This is a genomic window from Desulfobacter hydrogenophilus (assembly GCF_004319545.1).
Classification (GTDB): domain Bacteria; phylum Desulfobacterota; class Desulfobacteria; order Desulfobacterales; family Desulfobacteraceae; genus Desulfobacter; species Desulfobacter hydrogenophilus.
This window is the reverse complement of sequence record NZ_CP036313.1, coordinates 3,450,343-3,470,152: the sequence shown is the minus strand read 5'-3', so window position 1 is coordinate 3,470,152 and position 19,810 is coordinate 3,450,343. Positions and strand designations below refer to the sequence as shown.

Genomic DNA, 19,810 nt, shown 5'->3' with positions numbered 1-19,810 from the left:
TATTTATCCTTTACTTACTGCTGTCATTTACTCTACCAGTTCAAAACGTTCTTCCGGTGCATCCCGGTCCGTGCGGTCCATCAGGGCACCCAAAATCTTTTCCAGGAAATGCAACCCGCCTTTGTATCCCACGGTGGGAAAGTAGGAGTGACCGACCCGGTCCAGAATGGGGAATCCGTGGCGTACAAACGGAATGTCCTCGTCCCGGGCAATGTACTTGCCGTAGGTATTGCAGATGAGCAGGTCCACAGGTTCGTTTTTGATCAACTGATGCAGGTGGAACAGGTCGCTTGGACTCTTGACGTTGATCTCGTCTCCGAACCGGGCCGTAACTTCCTTGATCCGCTTGGTAAAGGCCTTGCCCGGGGTGCCGGTAACGATGTGAACCGGTTTCATGCCGATGGTCACCAGAAATTCGGTCAGGGCGATGACCTGATCCGGGTCTCCGGCAATGGCCACCTTTTTGCCGTACAGGTGGGGCTGCATGTCTGAGATCACATCTAAAAGCTGGCCGCGTTCCTGGTTAATGGTATCGGGTACCGAGACGCCGGCTGCGGTGCGCAGGGCATCAACAAACCGGTCTGTGGCCAAAAGGCCGATGGGCAGATCCTGCACCTGGCAGGGGACCTTGAACTGAGAGTCAATCGCTCTGACCGGATCTGCCGAGGCCCAGGCGCCCAGCCCGATGGAGCCGATACTGTCGCCGATACTCTTCAATTCTTCGATGGAAACGCCGCCCTTGGGGTACATATTGAATTTGCCGGTCATAGGGCCGTTCAAAATACCCGAGGTGTCCGGGAAGAGGATGGATTCAATGCCCAACATCGCAGCGATCCGCTTCATTTCAGCCATATCCGAAGGCTCCACAAATCCGGGCACAATGTTGACTTTCCCGTTGGATTTGCCGGTCTTTTCAGCAAGCTGGAGGGCCATAGACTTAACCATGTTGGAAAAACCTGTGACATGGGATCCCACATAGGATGGGGTGGATGTATGGACAACATACTTGCCTTCGGGGATTGTGCCGTCTTTATAGGCCTTCTTGACAATCTGGTTCACGTCGTCGCCAATGGTTTCCGACAGACAGGTGGTGTGCACCGCAACCACGTCCGGCTTATACGTGGTGAAGATGGTTAGAAGGGCCTGAAGCAGGTTGGCCTGGCCACCGAATACCGATGCCCCTTCAGTAAAGGAGGAGGTGGCCGCCATAATGGGTTCACGGTAATGACGGGTCAGCGCGGACCTGTGATAGGCGCAGCAGCCCTGGGAACCATGACTGTGAGGCAGGCAGCCATGGATCCCTAAGCCTGCGTACATGGCCCCGATGGGCTGGCAGGTCTTCGCCGGGTTAACAGACAGGACTTTTCTTTCTTTAATCTCTTTGGGTGTATGTCGAAGCAGCATAAGTTTACTCCTGTTGCTTTTTATCTATGTTTTCAGGTATTTTTTATACGAAAGTCTGTGTAACCTACCCAGATCTTTCAACTCTCGTTGTGGGCTGAGTCTGGGTGTTGATAGACCAGGTCAGCCCATGGCTGTTTTATATGAAAGTCTGGATAAGTTACTCAGATCTTTCAACCTTTGTTGTGGGCTGTGCCTGGGTATTGATAAACCAGGTCGGCCCATGGCTGTTATATGAAATCCTTGGCCCATGGCCGTTATTCCCCAACGAACGTGGCGGACAATTCGGGGTCCTTCTGCCAGGGGGCTTCCAGGTATTGCCAGATATTGGCATTGAGCATGCGGTCAATTTCTTCAAAAAAGTTTATCGCGCCTTTAAATACCGCGTATGGCCCACCCGTATCATAGGAGTGGAGCTGTTTCATGGGAATACCGTGCTTCTGAACTGCATATTTTTCCTTGATACCGGCACAGAAGATGTCCGGCTTGTACATGGCGATCAGGGTTTCTGTTTCGTGATGGCTGATGTCATCAACGATCAGGGAGCCTTTGGTCATTTCAGGGAGCAGACCCTCATACTCTTTAAACGGATACCCCTTTTCTTCCAGCGCCTGCATCTGTTCCGGGGTCTTTCTGGGGCTGTACAGGTTTTCATCTTTTTCTATGGTCAATTCTTCAATATTTCTGGAATCGGCATCAACCTTGATATCCGGAATGACATGGCGTCCTTCATAATCATCCCTGTGGGCAAATTCGTATCCGGCGGACAGCACCTTCATGCCGATCTCTTTGAACAGTTCCTGGTAGTGGTGGGCCCGGGAACCACCCACAAACATCATGGCGGTTTTGCCCTCACACCGTTTTTTGACATCTTTGATTTTGGCCTCAACGGGAATCATCTCCTCGGCAATCACCTCTTCCACCCGGTCAATGAGTTCCTGGTCTTCAAAATAAGCGGCTATTTTACGCAGGCTGCTGGCGGTTGACGTTGGTCCCGTAAAGCTGATTTTTATCCAGGGAATGCCGTACTTTGTCTCCAGCATGTCTGCGACGTAGTTAATGGATCTGTGGCACATGACCGCATTGAGATCTGCGGTGTGACAGTTGGCAAACTGGTCAACGGTGGAATTGCCTGAAAATGTGGAAACAAGGTCAATGCCACACTTATGCAACAATTCGTCAATGATGAACCCGTCGCCGCCGATGTTGTATTCACCCAGCAAATTAATTTTAAATTTCGCGTCCATGACCGTGTCATTCAAGCCCACAACATGTTTAAAAATGGCGTTGTTGGCAATATGATGGCCAGCGGACTGGCTCACGCCCTTGTAGCCTTCACAGGAAAATCCAAAAATATTGATGCCAAGCTTTTCCTTCATCTCCCTTGCCACGGCATGGACATCATCGCCGATCAGACCCACCGGACAGGTGGAAAAGATGGAGATGGCCTTGGGTTTAAAAATGTCATAGGCCTCCTGAATGGCCGCTTTAAGTTTCTTTTCCCCGCCGAAAACAATGTCTTCGTCCTTCATGTCCGTGGAAAAGCAGTAGGTCATATAATTGTCGGCATCGTCTGATGGGGGACGGGTCTGGTTGCGCCGGGTCAGCCAGGAATAAAATCCGCAGCCGATGGGGCCATGGGTTAAATTGATGATATCCCGGGTCGGACCCATAATAACGCCTTTGCAGCCGGCATAGCAGCATCCGCGCTGGGTGATGATGCCCGGAACGGTCCTGACATTGGCGCCTACCTGGAGGCCCTCTTTATCATCGCTTGAAACCGGGGTGATCTGTTTGCCGCGTTTCCGGGCCACTTTGGGCGGATACTTGGACAGTATTTCTTTTTTTATATCTTCCGGGTTAACGGTATGGGTTCGTTCGCCTGTCATATGTTTATACCCCTATCTTTTCTCTCATGTTATTTTACTTAAAATTCGTCAAGAACGGCATCTCCGCTTTCAGATGTCCTCACGGAGATGGAGTCGTCGGTGGGCATGACCCATATGACCCCGTCTCCTGTTTTTCCGGTTTGGTTGGCGTCTATAATGGTGTCTACGGTTTTTTGAACCAGTTTGTCCGGCACAACCACAAAGATGGCCCGCTTGGGCTGGAGGCCGTCGCTCTGGCCCAGCTGGGCAATGGCCTCTTCATGCCCCTCTTGCGCACCCTTAAGCAGCTCCATGCTCACCAGGGCTTTGCCGCGTCCCAGACACTCCTGGGCGGTCATGGAAGAAACACCCGCGCCAATCAAGGCCTTTTTGGTCGCATTGATCTTGTTCATGCGAACAATAGCCATGATCTCTTTCATGATGCCACCGCCAGGTCTTCATCAAGGTCTATGTCTTTTTTGCCTGAGCTGATGGTATAAGACTCAATGATCGGAGAGATAAAAATCTTGCCGTCGCCAAAGGCGCCTTTCTCACCGGTCTTTGCGGTTTGTAAAATGGTTTTAAGGACAAAATCACGATCTTTTTCATCGATAACCGATAAAAGCATCTCCTTGGGAATTTCGTCATAGGTGATTTCACCGATTTTGATTCCCCGCTGTTTTCCACGTCCGGCCACACTCATCCGGGTGACCGCCGGATATCCTGATTCCATGAGGGCGGCCATGACTGCGTTAACTTTTTCAGGGCGAACGATGGCTTTAATCATTACTTTCATTTAAATATTCCTTATGGTTCTTAGGTTTTTGGTTACGCCGCGATCCCGTATTCAATGAGCAGGGACTCCAGTTCTTCAATCTCAAGGGGCGTGGGGATGACAAACGTTTTATTTTCATCCATTTTTCTGGCCAGGGCCCGGTATTCATCTGCCTGGGGGTGGTCCGGCGCAAAATCAATAACCGTTTTTCTGTTGATCTCAGCCTGCTGAACCATGTTGTGCCTGGGAACAAAGTGGATCATCTGGGTGCCCAGTTTCTTGGCCAGCTGTAAAATCATTTCCTCTTCGTTGTCGACCTGACGGGAGTTACAGATCAAGCCGCCGAGACGAACTCCGCCGGACTGGGCAAATTTTACGATACCCTTGCAGATGTTGTTGGCCGCGTACATAGCCATCATCTCGCCGGAGACGACAATATAAATTTCCTGGGCCTTGCCTTCACGGATGGGCATGGCAAATCCGCCACAGACAACGTCACCCAGAACATCATAAAATACATAATCCAAATTCTGCTCTTCGTCATAAGCGCCCAGCTGTTCCAGCAGGTTGATGGAGGTGATGATCCCTCGGCCGGCGCAGCCAACACCGGGTTCCGGTCCGCCTGATTCCGTGCACATAACCCCGCCGTATCCCGCTTTTCTGACATCTTCAAGTTCAACATCTTCACCCTCTTCTCTCAGGGTATCCAGAACGGTTTTCTGGGCCAGGCCATTGAGCATAAGCCGTGTGGAGTCAGACTTGGGGTCACAGCCCACGATCATGATTTTTTTGCCGGCCTCCACCAGTCCTGCTACCGTATTCTGAGTTGTAGTGGATTTGCCGATGCCGCCTTTTCCGTAGATTGCTACCTTTCTCATTTTTATAACTCCTTAAATTAAGCTTTAGTTGTTTTTAACAGGCAAATAACCTGTCCGCCGTCGTAATGCCTGTAACTGCAACGGGTGTTCCATCGTGATCTCGAATAAACGACAAAAAATATAACTTGTTTGAATTACAAATTGATTTAAATAAAAAAAAATTTTTATTTATTTGCAAAGAAATTAGACAGGGGATATATAATACAAAAATGAAATATATTACGACACAAATATGTAATATATATGTTTAATAAATAAATTATTACTCTTTAATTTATTTCAATGAGGGCTAAATGAAAATTTAAACAGAATTTAAGCTCAATGAATCGGATTATGATCCAAAACCCTGTGGTATGAATGTCATCCCAATGGGTCACTAACCGCTATAATAATATTACAAAATCGTAATTACTAATATTTTATGAGATATTCCGACACGATATCTCGAAGACATATTTTTGAAAGGATGTGCACGCTGTTAAAGAATATCGGCTAATTATAGAAAAAAACACAGAAACTATATTGTTGATACAATCATACCGATTTCCGGCAACCGGCGACATGGCGGGCAATCAACGTCCTTACCATATCGGCAATCTTTTCAGGAGTCAGATCCCTGAACCGGGAAAAGGGAATGGTATCCAGAACCTTTACTGTCATCTCGGTGTGCCCCTGAAAGGTCAACGAATATTTAGGCAAAGCCTTATTGGTATGACTGATGGCAATGGGCTGAATGTCAACCCCTGTGTTTTTAGCCAGGATAAAAGCTCCAGGTTTGAACCTGCCGATACGGCCATCTTTGGACCGTGTGCCTTCGGGGAAGAAAAAAATGGAGACGTTTTGCCGTAAAAGCACTTCACATGCGGCCATCATGGCCTTGATACTGTCCCTATCGCCACGTTTAAGCTTAATGTCCCCATTGTTAAGCGCCATATTCCACCCAATGAACGGCAGTTCGAAAACGGAAGCCTTGGACACCCACCGGTAGGGAAACAGCAGTCGGTAAAGCACAAGGATGTCCAGCTGACTTTGATGATTGGATACAAACACATAGTTTTTGCGGATATCAAGTTTTTCCCGGCCCACAATGTTTACGGACCAGGGCGGCATAACCCAGATATAAATCGAGGCCCAGAACGCACTGAAAACGTTTGACACAATTCTTCGCGGATCAAAGGGCGCGGTGCAAATCCGCAACACACAGGCCACACAGAAAAAAAAGGCGGATGTGACACAGATAAAGGCAATAAATACGGCTGAAAAAACCTTATTTAATACCGTCGTCTTACTATAACGCATATGGGGTTAAACTTTCATACCCGTCTTCTGTCACAAGAAGAGTCTGTTCGAACTGGGCGGACAGGGATCCGTCATTGGTTACCGCTGTCCACCGATCCTCAAGCACATGCAGTCCTTTTTTGCCTAAATTAACCATGGGTTCAATGGTAAACACCATGCCGGGAACAAGGGTAATGCCGGTACCGGGCCGTCCAAAATGAAGAACCTGGGGCTGTTCATGGAAATCAAGTCCCACACCATGACCGACAAATTCCCTGACAACCGAACATCCCTGACCTTCGGCATATTTTTGAATGGCATGCCCAATATCTCCCAGGGTGGCCCCAGGCTTGACTTGCTCTATGGCCAAACGAAGGCTTTCAGCAGCCACGGCAACAATTTTCTGGGCATCGCGTCCGGGCGTCCCCACAAAAAAGGTTCTATTAGCGTCGGCATAGTAACCATTCAGAATCGGAGTAATATCAACATTGACAATATCCCCATCTTCAAGCACCCGCTCACCGGGTATTCCGTGGCAGATAACATCGTTAACGGAAACGCAGACACTTTTGGGAAATCCCCGGTAGTTGAGCGGTGCAGGTACGGCCCCGGCTTTAATGGTCTGTTCATGAACATAGGTGTTAATATCATCGGTTTTCAGGCCGGGTCGGATCATCTTTTCAACTCCTTCCATAATGGATAAAAGCAGTTTTCCGCATTTTCTAATACCCTCGACCTGTTCAGGTGTTTTCAGAATGATATCATACTTATTTTTATATTTATCTTTCAAAGAAAGTTCAGTTTTTTTATTTCTGCAGCAATTTTTAAATTTTTTTCCGCTGCCGCACGGGCACAGTTCATTGGGTCGAATGGTCGTTGATTTAATTTTCATAACATCTTAATCGCTTTCGCAGACCTCTCCCCAAAGGGAATGGGGGTATGCGTTTATAATTTCAAGTGTCACCAGATCCCCGACGGCAGCCTGATCCGATGCAAAATGAACAATTTTGTTTGCATCGCTTCGGCCGAACATCTGTCTGGTATTTTTATTTTTCTTTACAAATCCGTCCCTGGGTTTAGGGCTGTCACCTTCCACCAACACCGTCACTTTTTTACCAACAAAGGCATTGTTTTTCTTTTCTGTTATCTTTTCCTGGAAATCAAGCAGCGCGTTGAGCCGGTCCTTCTTGGTCTGCTCATCCAGTTGGTTTGAAAATTTGGCAGCCGGCGTAAACGATCTTGCTGAATAGGAAAAGGCAAAGACCGCATCAAATTCTACGCTCTCAAGCAAATCCATGGTTTGCTGAAAATCAGATACGGTTTCGCCAGGAAACCCCACAATAAGATCCGTGGACAGAGCAATATCCGGGCAGGCCTGTCTTAGGGCTGAAATTCTTGTAAAATAGGTGTCACGGTCATATTTTCGGTTCATCCGTTTTAAGATGTCGTTGGAACCGGACTGAACCGGCAGATGAAGATGGTTGCACACCTTGTCAATGTTTTTTATGGCCTGGATCAAATCATTGGATAAATCCTTGGGATGGGACGTGGCAAACCGAATCCGTTCAATTCCGTCCACTCTGCTGACAAGAAGAAGCAGATCAGCAAAGCTAACCTGTCCATTATTACCGGCATAGGAATTAACATTCTGGCCCAGCAGGGTAATCTCACGCACCCCGGAAGCGGCCAGCCCCTCAATCTCTTCTACAATGGCGAATGGATCCCGGCTTCTTTCCTTTCCCCGGACATAGGGCACCACACAATAGGTGCAAAAATTTTCACACCCCTGCATGATGGTTACAAAGCGTGACACCTGATTCTTTCCGGGCAAGGCATCCTTGGAAAAGCCTTCGAAAATATTTTCGCTGGGTTCGGTGTCCACAATACGGGTTTTACCGGAAACCAGGGTGTTCAGATGCGTCTCAAAACGCCCAAAGGCCTGGGTACCTAAAACCAGGTCAAGATGTGGCAGACGTACAAATGCTTTTTCCTTTTCTTTTTGGGCCACACAGCCGGCCATGATGGTCAGCGGGCGTTTTCCCTTAATCCGTGTGCCTGCGAAACGACCCAAAAAGCTATAGGCCTTTTCCTGGGCCTTATGGCGGATGGCGCAGGTATTACACAAAACCAGATCTGCCAGGTCCGGATCACGGGTTTGTTCATACCCTGCATTTCGCAAAAGGCCTGCCAGAATCTGGGAATCATACACATTCATCTGGCACCCGATGGTTTTTACATAGGCTTTTGGCTTATCTTGGCTCAAAATAAAAGTCCTTTTTTAACGCTTGCGTGACCATATTTACCTCGGCCTGCCGGTCAGGGGGCATGGCAAGCTGGATATGGCCGGTTCCAGGCTCCAATGTTGTGACAACGGCTATACCTTCATAGGCTTCAAAAATAAAACGGATAAATCCGATTTTTGTTTTATCCACCATATATTCTTTTACAACAGATTGCATAATACTTTAACCCTAATCCTTTATAAACCGGAAATAATACCACCAATAAAGCTGGTTGTTCAAGAGTTTTGTCTGAACAAAATTGTCAGCCTTGATGTCTTTATTGCCACACGATTGACACGTCGTCACCCAAGAAGGTATAACCCCGGCATTTTATGGAGATCAAACTTACATATACAACACCTGACAGCCAAGTTGTTCAAAGACTTCAAAAGGCCCTTGACTGCCATCCTGTTATTGCCGGACTGCTGGCAGACAAAGGGATCACAACAGCTGATGACGCCAAATTTTTTCTAAATCCGGATTATTCCAGACTGAGCAGCCCCTTTGAATTAAAGGACATGGACAAGGCTGTAAAACGGATTTATACAGCGGTAAGCAACAAAGAAAAAATTCTTGTTTTTGGTGATTTTGATGCGGACGGGGTCACGGCTACAGCCATGCTTTACCAGTTTCTCTCCATAGTGGAGGCAGATCTGTCCTGGTATGTGCCCCACAGGACAAAGGAAGGCTACAGCCTTCAATTGCCACATATTGAGATGGCCGTATCCATGGATGTGGATCTGATCATCACTGTGGACTGCGGTATCAGTTCCCATGAAGCGGTTGAGGCGGCAGGCAAAGAAGACATTGACATTATCATCACCGACCATCATGAACCGGACACGACTATCCCCAAAGCCTTTGCCGTGATCAATCCCAAACAGGCCGATTGCAACGCCTGTCTTGAATATCTTGCCGGTGTTGGCGTGGCATTTTACCTGATTATGGGCTTACGCAAAGTATTCAGGGATAATGGGGTATGGGAACAATTTCCCGAACCCAAATTATCCGAATACCTGGACCTGTTCACCATCGGCACCATAGGTGATATGGTCCCCCTGGTGGCGGACAACCGGGTTCTTTGCGTGGCAGGAATAAAACGCATTCGCATGGGCCTTCGTCCGGCGCTTGTCTCCATGGCCCGTACATCAAGGGTTGACATGGATAAGCTTAATTCCGACGACATTTCATTTAAAATCGTGCCAAGGCTGAATGCTGCGGGTCGCATATCACATGCAAGAATATGTGTTTCCCACCTGACCTGCCCTGCCCCGGCCCAGGCCGAGACAACCGCAGCCCTTCTTGATGAACTGAACAGAAAACGCCAACTCATTGAAAAAGAGATTGTCGAAGATATTGAACGGCGTATTGCAAGCGATCCATCCATTCTTGAAAACCGACTTATTGTATTGTGGGACAGCAAATGGGAGGCATCCGTGCTTGGCATTGCCGCATCAAGGCTTGCCCGCAAGCATACCTGTCCGGTGGTGCTGTTGAACTCAAAAGACGACATTGCAAAAGGGTCATGTCGGAGTATTAATCAGATAAATATACACAAGGTATTGTCTGAAACCCGAAATTTGCTGGAAACCTTTGGTGGGCATGCCATGGCAGCAGGACTATCAGTCAAAAAAGAAAACCTGGCACGTCTGAAACCGGCGCTGACAGAGATCCTGGCTTTGGTCTGCACAGAAAAAGATTTTAAACCCGTCCAGAAAATTGATGCCGTTATTGAAATTACAGATATCACCCCGGAACTTGTCAGCCAGATCGATATGCTTCGACCCTTTGGCACCGGCAATCCGGAACCGGTCTTCCTTATGAAAAACATCTGGGTGGCGTCTTCGATAATTATTGGCGGTTGCCATCGAAAGATGACCCTGACGGATCAAAGCAGGAAATACCAGGTGGAGGCATTGCACTTTAACCTGTCTGACACGACCTGCCTGCCCGAATTTTTTCCAAAACTGATGGTAAAGCTTAAGGTGGACAGATTTAAGCAAAATTGTGTTCAGGTTATTATTCAGGATATGTAATTAAATTCATCGGAGCTGAAAAATCGTTATTGACATTATCCCACAACTTACAATTTTTAACCCAAAATTAACTTATAAGTACCGTATACTGAAAAAAATGGGAGTTGAATAGGAATTATGGATGTTATTTTGCATACCTGGTACGGTGGCTTAATCCTGATGATGGCCTGTTCGTATATCATAGCAAAATCCTGTGATGTTTTTGAGTCTGCAACGGACTGTCTTGGAAGCAATTTGAACGACGGCGTAAAGGGGGCGACTTTAAATGCAATAGGCTCTTCCATGCCGGAATTGCTGACCACCGTATTTTTTCTTATTTTAGCGGAACAAGAAAACTTGGGTCGAGATTTTGCGGCGAGTATAGGCGGAAACGCCGGTTCTGCGATTTTCAATAGTATAATTATTCCAATGCTCGTGATTTGGGTTGTTTTAGGTATGGGCATTACCGGAGTTAAAGTATCAAAAAAAGTCATATTAAGAGATGGGCTTTTCCTCATAGGGGCCGAGATTATGATGTTGCTCTTGTTATCAAGTAATTACATCACCCATTGGCATGGGTGGGTTTTTACCGGTTTCTATGTCATTTATTTAGCTTATACGCTCTTATCTATGAAAAACGGTAGTAATGAAAAGCAGGAGGATTATAATAATGGTGAGTCTGACGCCTGGTTCGAAAAATATCAATTCAGATCTAAAGAAGGGATAAAGGGAAGAAGCTGGATATTATTACTCGGTTCTACACTGGTTATGGCAGTCGCTTGCGCAGGGATAGTCGAAGGATGTAAAGGTATTGCAGACGCACTGAAAATACATCCATTGTTCGTTGCATTGATCCTTGTTGCGGCGGTGAGCAGCGTTCCGGATACAATTATTTCCATTAAAGATGCTAAAAAAGGCAATTATGATGATGCGTTATCCAATGTATTGGGATCAAATATATTTGATATCACCATCAGTATGGGGCTTCCCCTTGCGCTTTTTCTTTTGTTTACGGGCCAAAAAATTGACTTCATTGAAGCCGGCCCTACGTTTATAGATGTCCAAGTTATGCTTCTGCTTGTTACCATTGTAACAATAGGTATCTATTACTTCAGTGAAGAAATGCGCATACCGCATGTTTTTGTATTAGGTGTTATTTATGTTGTTTTTATTCTTTATGCGATTGGTGCCGCAGAGTATTTGAATGGCGGGAATTCATTTTTGACAAAATCATCTGGTGCATTTATCGAATTTTTGCGCCAACCCGGAGGCATTAGCGAATTTTTACAAAATGCTTCAAATGGTTTGACAGGCAGTTGGTGATAACCACTAAATTACACTAAGGACCGCAGATTAAACAACTTGAACCAAATAGCTTGCCTTTTGGCCCATCTACTTCGTTGCATCAAAGGTCCAATAGGACTGCTATTCAACCTTTAATGCGCCTTGTAGATGAACCAAAATTCGGCGTTATTTCTGCCCAACTTATTTAATTGTTCGCGCGCCGCCTGACAATCAGGTATCTTTAAATTTATTGGCTAAATTATTATCAATCACATAAATACAGATCTCATTGGCACCCTGCTGTGAATACTCAAATTTACTAACTAAATTGTAAATAAGAAATTTCACATCGCGTTTAATGCGTTTATCATGGGCTTTAAAATCTTCGGTATCAAAATCCTTTATAGCCCGTCTGAAATTTGCATTGTCAATAAAAGGCTCCAACACCCGTTTTTTTAAGTTATGCACATATCGTTCATGAAGGGTTTTAAACAGCCGGGTCTGTTCAATGCTCTTTCCTTCGATCATAATCTCGTGGGAAAGCGTAAGCCCTGTATATTCCTTTAATACATCCAGACGCATCCCCTGGCGCCGTTCTGCATCGGCATTTTCAGACAGAAGTCTTATTTCAAGGCTTTCAAGAAATGCCTCGGTAACATGAATCTCTTCTTTGGTAAAAATACAGTCCACAACAGAGCCGATTTCATTGGTCACAGCGGAAATATAATTTTTTATATCCTTTGCGATTTGCTCCTCATTGTAATAATAAAGGCACTCTTTGACCTGCTGGAGAATGGAATAGTCATACATCCTTAAAAGTGAAGACAAAAACCCCTGCGGAATCATCTGGCGTATGGGTTCTTCGAGTTTATTGAAAAACGAACATAAATCGAGCATGTTGATGAGCCCGTCTTCCTTAACAAATTTCGAATAAAACCGGTCAAATATTTTAATGGAATCCCGACCGGACAATCCCTGTTTCCCATATTCTTCAGACTCGACAATAATTTTTTTCATCGTCTTTTTGTCAAGCGCCTTTTTGTCCTCGTCATCCAGCCAGTTAGGAATACTTCCTCTAAAAATTTCCATAAGCAACAAGATCAGGCTCTCATCACAAAAATTCAGGTACTTTTTCGGATCTTTTATCCATTGATCTAAGGCAAGAGATTTTTTTCCGATTCTGGTGCAAATAATAATTCTTGCAAAATTTTCAAGCACCATAGGCAGAAAACTGCTTTCAATATGGCGTCCAAAGATATTCACATAAATTTTAACTTCTGTGGTCACATCAAGAACGTATGGGATATTTATATACTGAATACGGTCTTCAAAAGAGGGGAAATCTTTAAGATTTTGCTTATCTTCGGGATTCATGAGGGCAAAAAACAACGCCTCCACGTGTTCCTCTACATTCTCTACCTTGTGAATGGCCTCTGAAATAATATTGTGGAGCTCAACCATGCGCTCGACATTGTGCGACTTAATATCCATAAGGGCATAGATACCGTTATGAATTTTTGCATAGGAGGAATAAATATAATTAATAACGTTGGAATCCTGAAAAAGCGCATTAATTCGACTCTGGAGCATCTGGTTGAGAATAACGTTTCGACGCAACGGCCTGTCCCCGGGGTTAAACACGGATATTCCGTTGCCAAGGCGTCGGTTAAAATAATAGGGTCTGGCATATAACATATCAAACACCTTGGCCGGCTTGTCTAGGCGTTCCAAAAGGCTCTGGTAAATGGAGGCGCACACAGTGCAGACCTCATCTTTAAATACCCATTCATACTGTTTTTCCGTGAATAGCTTCCATTTAAATTCATCGTTTTTGATCAATTCGTCCAGAACAGCGCGTCTTTGTTCTTTGGGTATCACCAGAAAGGGGTTGTCATGGCACAGGCAGGGGATCTCAATAAATTCAGGCTCCGGGCCTTCGAAATCGACCTGTTTTTGATCTGACCCCGGCTTTCTTTCTATTGAATCACTATCAATATACTGAATCAATTTTTCAAAAGAAGACAGGCGCATCAAAGACGGTTCAGGCCCTTTGAGTTTTTTGACATCCAGGCGCCATACCACTTCGTAGCGCAACCCCTCTTCGGTATTGGCATACTGCTCAAATTTTTCCAGAAGATTATTTAAAAAAGTGGATTTCCCGCATCCGTGGGGACCGTAAAACACATAAATCCTGTTCTGCTGGTTACCGTGACGCAAATAATCCATCTGTTTCATAAACCGGTTGGCAAACAGCATATCCGGAAAATACGGGGTATCGGAACCTTCCATAAAAAGCGTACCGGTATCATATTTGGTAACGGCAGAATGATCTATATCATTTTCAATTTCAGTCACATGACTTTTAATCATGTCATGAAATGACTGAAAAATATTTCTTAAAATCCGGGAAGGATTGGCATTGAGAAGCTGCAAGAATTCCTGGAAAGAGACGGGCTTATGCTGTTGGTAATCCTGGATGTTCCGGTTTAAAAAATCCATAGCCTGGGTTACGGATCCAATTGCATCGGAATCCACAGAACTGGTATTGGTATCCATGGTCATGCCACCTCCCGTCTGTTTAATTTCCGTTTATCCATTATGTAACATACCCGCTGCCACTTAATTTTTTCACGTATAACTGGGGCCGCCAGTGTTCCGGAACCACCTGCAGACGGATCCAAGAAATGAGTCGGAGAGACCGTTTCCTGTTCTTTTCCAACGGGTATGCTGGTTTCAAGGTACACAGGGCCCCCCCATATAAATTCAATACCGATCATTGTATTTTCAATAAAATCTGCTTTAAGGGGCTTATTTTCAAATTCATGGATTAGGTAAAGCGCACCGCTTTGGGTCTTTTCCTCATCAACATATATCATCGGTGGATGATACAGGGTGTCGATAACCATATTTTTATAATCGTCGGCTTTCTTGGATTTAATATAGTATTGCCAGGTCATGCGTTCGCTATTAAATCGCTTGCCGGTAACAAATAGCTTGTAATGGTCTATAAATTCCTGGTCCACAAATTTGTTGATAAAGGTAAAATCATTCATATTCTCCCTGACTTTAAAAATAAAATCATGGCCGTTTTTGTTTCCTTTATCAAAATGTTGCCTGTTCCTCTCATCTTTCAGGCGGAAATACTCAAGGGAATAGCATCCCCTGTTCTGCATATCTTCGATATGTTCAAACAGGCGCAGACCTAAGGCGTAAGGGTTGAGTCCGATCTTGGGCAGGGCGGTTACCGTGGCATTCACCTTTGCAAAATCCGTTTCATGCCCACGGATACGTTCATCCTTCATGAACAGATATTCGTGCCAGTAACTGGCCCAGCCTTCATTCATAATCTTTGTGCGAATCTGGGGCTGGAAGTACAATGACGTATCGCGCACGATCTGGATCACGGATTTCATCCACTGATTTTCCTCGGCCCGTAAAAACGGCGAATGCTTGATAATATACTCCATGATGTCCAGAGCCGGCTTTTCCTTGTTCTTTTTCACTTTTTTATACATCTGCTCGAACTCCGGGTACTGGGAATGAACCGGTTCAAAAAATTTGGCAATGTTCTTTTTACATGCATTGAACCTTTCTATTTCTTTTAAGTAAGTATTGTGGGACACCTGCTTTATTTTCTGCAAAAAAACATCAAAATAATAATCCTGTCTGGATAATCTGACAGCAGGCTGATTCCGGGTTCTCAACATACTGTCCAGGGCCTTGTGATAACCCACCAGATTGTCCATACCCCTGGAAAACTCAATTATATAGTCCACCCACCGTCTGCCCTTTTCACTTCTGAGTTGAGAGATCAAACGCTTATCAGCCAGAGCCTGACCGGTAAGATCAACGTCCCAGGTATTTACATAAAACAAATTGTTCTGAAAAAAATCAATATGGGCCAGCACATGATAAAAAATCATAACATTGAGCCAGTCCGGGTTATTATCGTTATAGTAGGAAATGGCCGGCCGGGTATTGATAACCGTTTCATAAGGATTGGAAGGATAGGCTTCATACATGCCTTTGCCTGACAAAACCCTTACATCATGAACCCAGTAATCATACAGGGTGGGAATCATGATCTTGGGTGACAGTTCAATCATGTCCCGGTTGGTAACGATATATTCAAGGGTTTCATCATCAAATTTCAGGCCTTCATTCCTGGCTCTGACCTTGCATTCTTCCATAATTTTTTTAACATGCTGACTGACAAGTTCCATTGGGCCCTGCCTTTCTTGTTTTATCCGGCACTTTAATTTTTTTTATAAGAAAGTCTGTGTAACCTACATAGATCTTTCCACTTTCGTTGTGGGCTGCACCACGGGGAAAAACCAAGTAAGCCCATGGCTGTTATCAGGAAATCAGATTTTTAATTCCCTGAATAATTCTGGTATCATCCACATTTTCATTCATAACATCCAGCTTGATGTGCTCCTTATGTTTTTCAAGTATTCCGGATTTTCTTAGGTATTTTTCAACTTCGGTCTGTCCTGTTCCTACATAGGAATGCTCTACAATGGAGATGCCTATCCGGGCAGCATAGCGCATCATTTTTTCCATTTGTTCTAGGGTGTTGACGCCATCTTTATCCCAGTCATCGCCATCGGTCCCATGAAAAACATAGATATTGTAGTCTCTATCCAGGCTCTCCTGCTCAACGATTTGATTCACCATCTCAAAAGCGGTATATACCTTGGTTCCCCCGGCTACCTTATAAGAGTGGTATTTATAAAAATCCTCAACTTCCTTTGCCTGGGTGTCATGGAGAATAAAACGGGTTTCCACCTGTCTGTCATATTGATACAGCAGCCACGAATAAAGCATCACATGCTGGGAAACTACCGCCTCGGTCACCTTGCCGCCCATGGAACCGGAATAATCTCTTAGGAAAAAGATCATGGCCTGGGATTCATATTCTTTCTCCCTGGACAAAATCCTGTAAACAAGATCCCGGGGGGAAATAATAAACCGGCTCGGATCTATGTCGCTGACATCCGGAATTGTGCCGAGGGCAATATTGGTCTGGACAATCTCTTTTAAAGTTGCTTTTTTATCCAGGATCTGGCCCATACCCCGATGTTTATCTGTCAGGTCATAGGTATAGCGGGATAGTGCCCGCCTTTTGCCTTTATCCTGGAGGTTGGGGAGCTGGAAGTCCTGGGACAATACCTTGCCTAATTCGTAGGCACTGGACTCGAACTCATGTTCGCCCCCCTGACCTTCTCCTTCTCCTTCTCCGGCACCCTCGCCTTCTCCTTCATCCGGGCGCACCGGTTGTTCGCCGATGATATCGCCTTCTTCTCCTTCTCCGGTACCGCTGGAAGGTTCTCCCTCTCCGGTCTGCGGGTCAAAGGAAGGTTCCTCGTGGATAAACTTTTCTTCCACGGTGGTGGGAACGACAATAATTTTTTCCTTGCTCCCGGTACCTGGTTTAACAATGCGGCCTATACGAATCTTACGCTTGAATCCGTCTTCTTCCCGCTGGCGATCGCGTTCCAATAATTCATCAAGGGTTATCATACGCTTCCCCTTTGCTGTGTGTGGTGTATCTTGTGAGCCGTTACATAGTGCCTATCCAGAAATAAAAATTTTCATCCAACGCAGGTTAGAAAAAAACTTCGCTCACAATTGGGCAAAAAGACTATTTCTGGATCTACACTAATTGTCATCTTCCTGGCTGCAGAAATACTCTATGGTTTTCTGGGCACAAGTAGGGCAATATCCAAGCTTCTGATCCATGGTATAAATCATTCTGTCATACAGTTTCTGATTTTCTTCGTTGGTCCGGTTGGCCAGCGCTCCAATTAAAGAGCCAGCACCGGCAATATCGGATTTAAGCCGGACATCGGTGATGGCTTTAACCAATTCCAGGTTGTCCATGAAGTCATAGTTGGCATCCACAGACAGCTTCTGACCATATATTTTTCTAATGGAATTTCTAAAGGAGGCCCGCTGTTCTTCGGTTTTAAGACCCAGGCGTTCCTCAACGTTTTTAATATATCGCTCATCAATTTTAAGGGCCCGAAGCTCGCCTGTCTGGGGGTCCTTGTACTTCCACATCATATCAGGTCCAAGGTGCTCGGCATCCACACCAATGATCATATTTACATAGTTGAGTACATCCTTTTTGATGGCCAACGGTTCGTCCATATATGCATTAAACATTTCTGTCATAATGCGTTCCCGATAAAGGCCCTTTGCGATTTTTAAATCCTCCATGAACTTGGCCCGGTCAGCAGGTTCATGAACATAATCAAGTACCACCCGTTCCAGTGCGTTAAAAATATCTAGGGCAAACATGCACTTTCCTTCATTGGTTTCAGATGATTCCAGAAGAAGCTGTACGGCCCGGCCAAGATTTCTCTGACCCAAGCCTTTCTGGCCGAAGCGTTTGGTTATATCCGTATCCTGGTTGAGCTGATCAATGAGCTCGGCCAGGGTTTTAAGGCTTTTTTCACCAGCCACTTCCCCTGCGGCAAGCTTCATAATTTCAACCGGGGTGAGTTTGTCGGACCGGGGTAGACGGGTCAGCACCACAGCAACGGATGCGGCATAGTTCAAATTTGGATCCTGGTGAAGCACTTCCTGGTCAAGGGAACGCTTGACATCTGTACCGATGGCATATTCGGTCAACGTTTTCTGAAGTTTATAATCCGTATTATGGGCCACATAGCAAATCCGGCACCGGTCAACAATGGGTGCTTCCTCACGTTCCATCAAAAAGGTGTTAAACTCGGAATTATTTGAGGTGGCGATAATCAGGGTGTCAATGGGCCATTTAAAACCATCCAGTTCAATCGTACGGTTCTGGATCACACCAAGATACACCTGCACCAGATCCTTTTTGTTTTTGTAAATTTCGTCGGCAAAATGGATGCCGCCACCGGCTACCCGGGCCAAAGCACCCCGGCGCAGATCAAACCGGTAGGGGTTGTTGGAATCCGGAATATGCAGCAGACGCTGGATGGACTCTTCCCCCATAAGATCCACGGCCGAAGAGGTGATCTTATCTTTGGCCGGATATTTACCGGTAATCGTGCCAAGACTTTCTATCAACGGTACCGGGACAATTTCGATGAATTCCATCATTTGATCAGAGTTATTATCACAATATTCCCGAATCTGATTCCAAATGTAGGCTGAACAAGCACCTAAAGGACGATACTTTTCATAAAGGCTTTCTATCTCCTTACCCTTGAATTTGAATGTTTTGGAAAGATAACTCATGGAGGCATCTTTGCTTCCCTTAAAGCTCATCGCAAGAATCATGGGATCCTCATAGGTCTGGGACTCAATGACACTAATTTTCCCATATCCACCCAACCGGTCAAGATTCTTGAAGCGAAACGTATATTTCATGTTCTTTGGGATAGATAAAAACTCCCGGTACCGGGCACACAGGTAGTCAACGAAAAAAGTTTTTCCATTCCCCGGCTCGCCCACCAGGACAAAAGCCATTTCCCTGGAAGACCCACCCTCGGAGGCATCCTTGACAAAAGAGACAAAGGAATTGATTTCGTCATACATGCCCACCAGATGCCTTTTGCCTCCGTTGAACAGGTCAAACTGGTAGGTGGTCTTGCCCTTGACCGTGACCTTGCGGATACCGGCGTCCAAAATCATACGGGAGACCCCCTGGAATGCATCCTCAAACATCCGGGTTCCCTTTTTAACGGCTTCGACGTGATGGTTAAAGCTCTTAGGATCTGTTGTAGTGGCCATTTTACCCTCCATGGGCAGCAAAGGCGGCAAGTGCTGCCAAATCTTTGGTTGGAATTAGTTGAATTCTTCTTTTCCGGGCGAATAGGTTAAATGAACATTAGCGTTCCGGAAAATAAAAATATAGTGCAAACGTTTTAGTCAAGTTTGAAAATTTGCGCTTTTTAATATTTTAAAACAGAATTTACTTAGAAAAAATATATCAAGCGAAAAAAAAGGTGTCAAATACTATCGTTCCCTTAATTCGCCTTTGCTATAAACGCTTTTGGTCTCATCGATTTTATGATAACAATATAAAGATAAACTT

The 19,810-nt window shown here is 45.4% G+C and carries 14 protein-coding genes and 1 pseudogene; 2 read left to right on the top strand and 13 right to left on the bottom strand.

The window, feature by feature from the left end:
* Positions 1-27: 27 nt before the first annotated feature.
* The 9 genes from nifK to EYB58_RS15445 form a co-directional block, all read right to left on the bottom strand.
* Positions 28-1,404 (bottom strand): nitrogenase molybdenum-iron protein subunit beta, encoded by a 1,377-nt coding sequence (gene nifK, locus EYB58_RS15485; protein WP_111960568.1) that lies wholly within the window; start codon positions 1,402-1,404, stop codon positions 28-30.
* 254 nt (positions 1,405-1,658) lie between these two features.
* On the bottom strand, positions 1,659-3,290 hold the full coding sequence (gene nifD, locus EYB58_RS15480) for a nitrogenase molybdenum-iron protein alpha chain (protein ID WP_111960566.1): 1,632 nt from the start codon (positions 3,288-3,290) through the stop codon (positions 1,659-1,661).
* A gap of 38 nt (positions 3,291-3,328) precedes the next feature.
* Positions 3,329-3,709: a P-II family nitrogen regulator gene (locus EYB58_RS15475; protein ID WP_111960564.1), complete on the bottom strand. Its 381-nt coding sequence runs from the start codon at positions 3,707-3,709 to the stop codon at positions 3,329-3,331.
* Complete coding sequence (locus tag EYB58_RS15470; protein WP_111960562.1) at positions 3,706-4,065, bottom strand: P-II family nitrogen regulator; 360 nt, start codon at positions 4,063-4,065, stop codon at positions 3,706-3,708. The genes EYB58_RS15475 and EYB58_RS15470 overlap by 4 nt, the downstream gene beginning before the upstream one ends.
* A 32-nt stretch (positions 4,066-4,097) precedes the next feature.
* Positions 4,098-4,922 (bottom strand): nitrogenase iron protein, encoded by an 825-nt coding sequence (gene nifH, locus EYB58_RS15465; RefSeq protein ID WP_111960560.1) that lies wholly within the window; start codon positions 4,920-4,922, stop codon positions 4,098-4,100.
* A 534-nt stretch (positions 4,923-5,456) separates the two neighbouring features.
* Positions 5,457-6,221, bottom strand: a complete 765-nt coding sequence (locus EYB58_RS15460) for a lysophospholipid acyltransferase family protein (RefSeq protein ID WP_111957320.1) — start codon at positions 6,219-6,221, stop codon at positions 5,457-5,459.
* Positions 6,211-7,092 carry a type I methionyl aminopeptidase gene (gene map / locus EYB58_RS15455; RefSeq protein ID WP_111957322.1) on the bottom strand — a complete coding sequence of 294 codons (882 nt, stop codon included), beginning with the start codon at positions 7,090-7,092 and terminating at the stop codon, positions 6,211-6,213. The genes EYB58_RS15460 and map overlap by 11 nt, the downstream gene beginning before the upstream one ends.
* 6 nt (positions 7,093-7,098) lie before the next feature.
* Positions 7,099-8,463: a tRNA (N6-isopentenyl adenosine(37)-C2)-methylthiotransferase MiaB gene (gene miaB, locus EYB58_RS15450; protein WP_111957324.1), complete on the bottom strand. Its 1,365-nt coding sequence runs from the start codon at positions 8,461-8,463 to the stop codon at positions 7,099-7,101.
* Entirely contained in the window at positions 8,450-8,659 is a 210-nt protein-coding gene (locus EYB58_RS15445; protein WP_111957326.1) for a DUF4911 domain-containing protein, read from the bottom strand. Before EYB58_RS15445 ends, miaB begins: the two co-directional genes overlap by 14 nt.
* 155 nt (positions 8,660-8,814) lie before the next feature.
* Between EYB58_RS15445 and recJ the strand changes: the two genes are divergently transcribed.
* A complete protein-coding gene (gene recJ, locus EYB58_RS15440) occupies positions 8,815-10,518 on the top strand; it encodes a single-stranded-DNA-specific exonuclease RecJ (RefSeq protein ID WP_111957328.1) in 1,704 nt (567 codons plus the stop codon).
* 117 nt (positions 10,519-10,635) lie between these two features.
* Complete coding sequence (locus EYB58_RS15435) at positions 10,636-11,820, top strand: sodium:calcium antiporter (protein WP_111957330.1); 1,185 nt, start codon at positions 10,636-10,638, stop codon at positions 11,818-11,820.
* 192 nt (positions 11,821-12,012) lie between these two features.
* Here EYB58_RS15435 and EYB58_RS15430 read toward each other — a convergent pair whose 3' ends face one another.
* From EYB58_RS15430 to EYB58_RS15415, 4 genes and pseudogenes are all read right to left on the bottom strand, one after another.
* Positions 12,013-14,343: a serine protein kinase PrkA gene (locus tag EYB58_RS15430; RefSeq protein WP_111957332.1), complete on the bottom strand. Its 2,331-nt coding sequence runs from the start codon at positions 14,341-14,343 to the stop codon at positions 12,013-12,015.
* Positions 14,340-16,004, bottom strand: coding sequence for a SpoVR family protein (locus tag EYB58_RS15425; RefSeq protein ID WP_111957334.1), 1,665 nt, complete (start codon positions 16,002-16,004; stop codon positions 14,340-14,342). The genes EYB58_RS15430 and EYB58_RS15425 overlap by 4 nt, the downstream gene beginning before the upstream one ends.
* Positions 16,005-16,137: 133 nt before the next feature.
* Positions 16,138-17,322, bottom strand: a pseudogene (locus EYB58_RS15420) (DUF444 family protein); the annotation flags it as partial.
* Between the two features lie 120 nt (positions 17,323-17,442).
* Positions 17,443-19,506 (bottom strand): serine protein kinase PrkA, encoded by a 2,064-nt coding sequence (locus tag EYB58_RS15415; RefSeq protein ID WP_111957338.1) that lies wholly within the window; start codon positions 19,504-19,506, stop codon positions 17,443-17,445.
* Between the last annotated feature and the right edge of the window lie 304 nt (positions 19,507-19,810).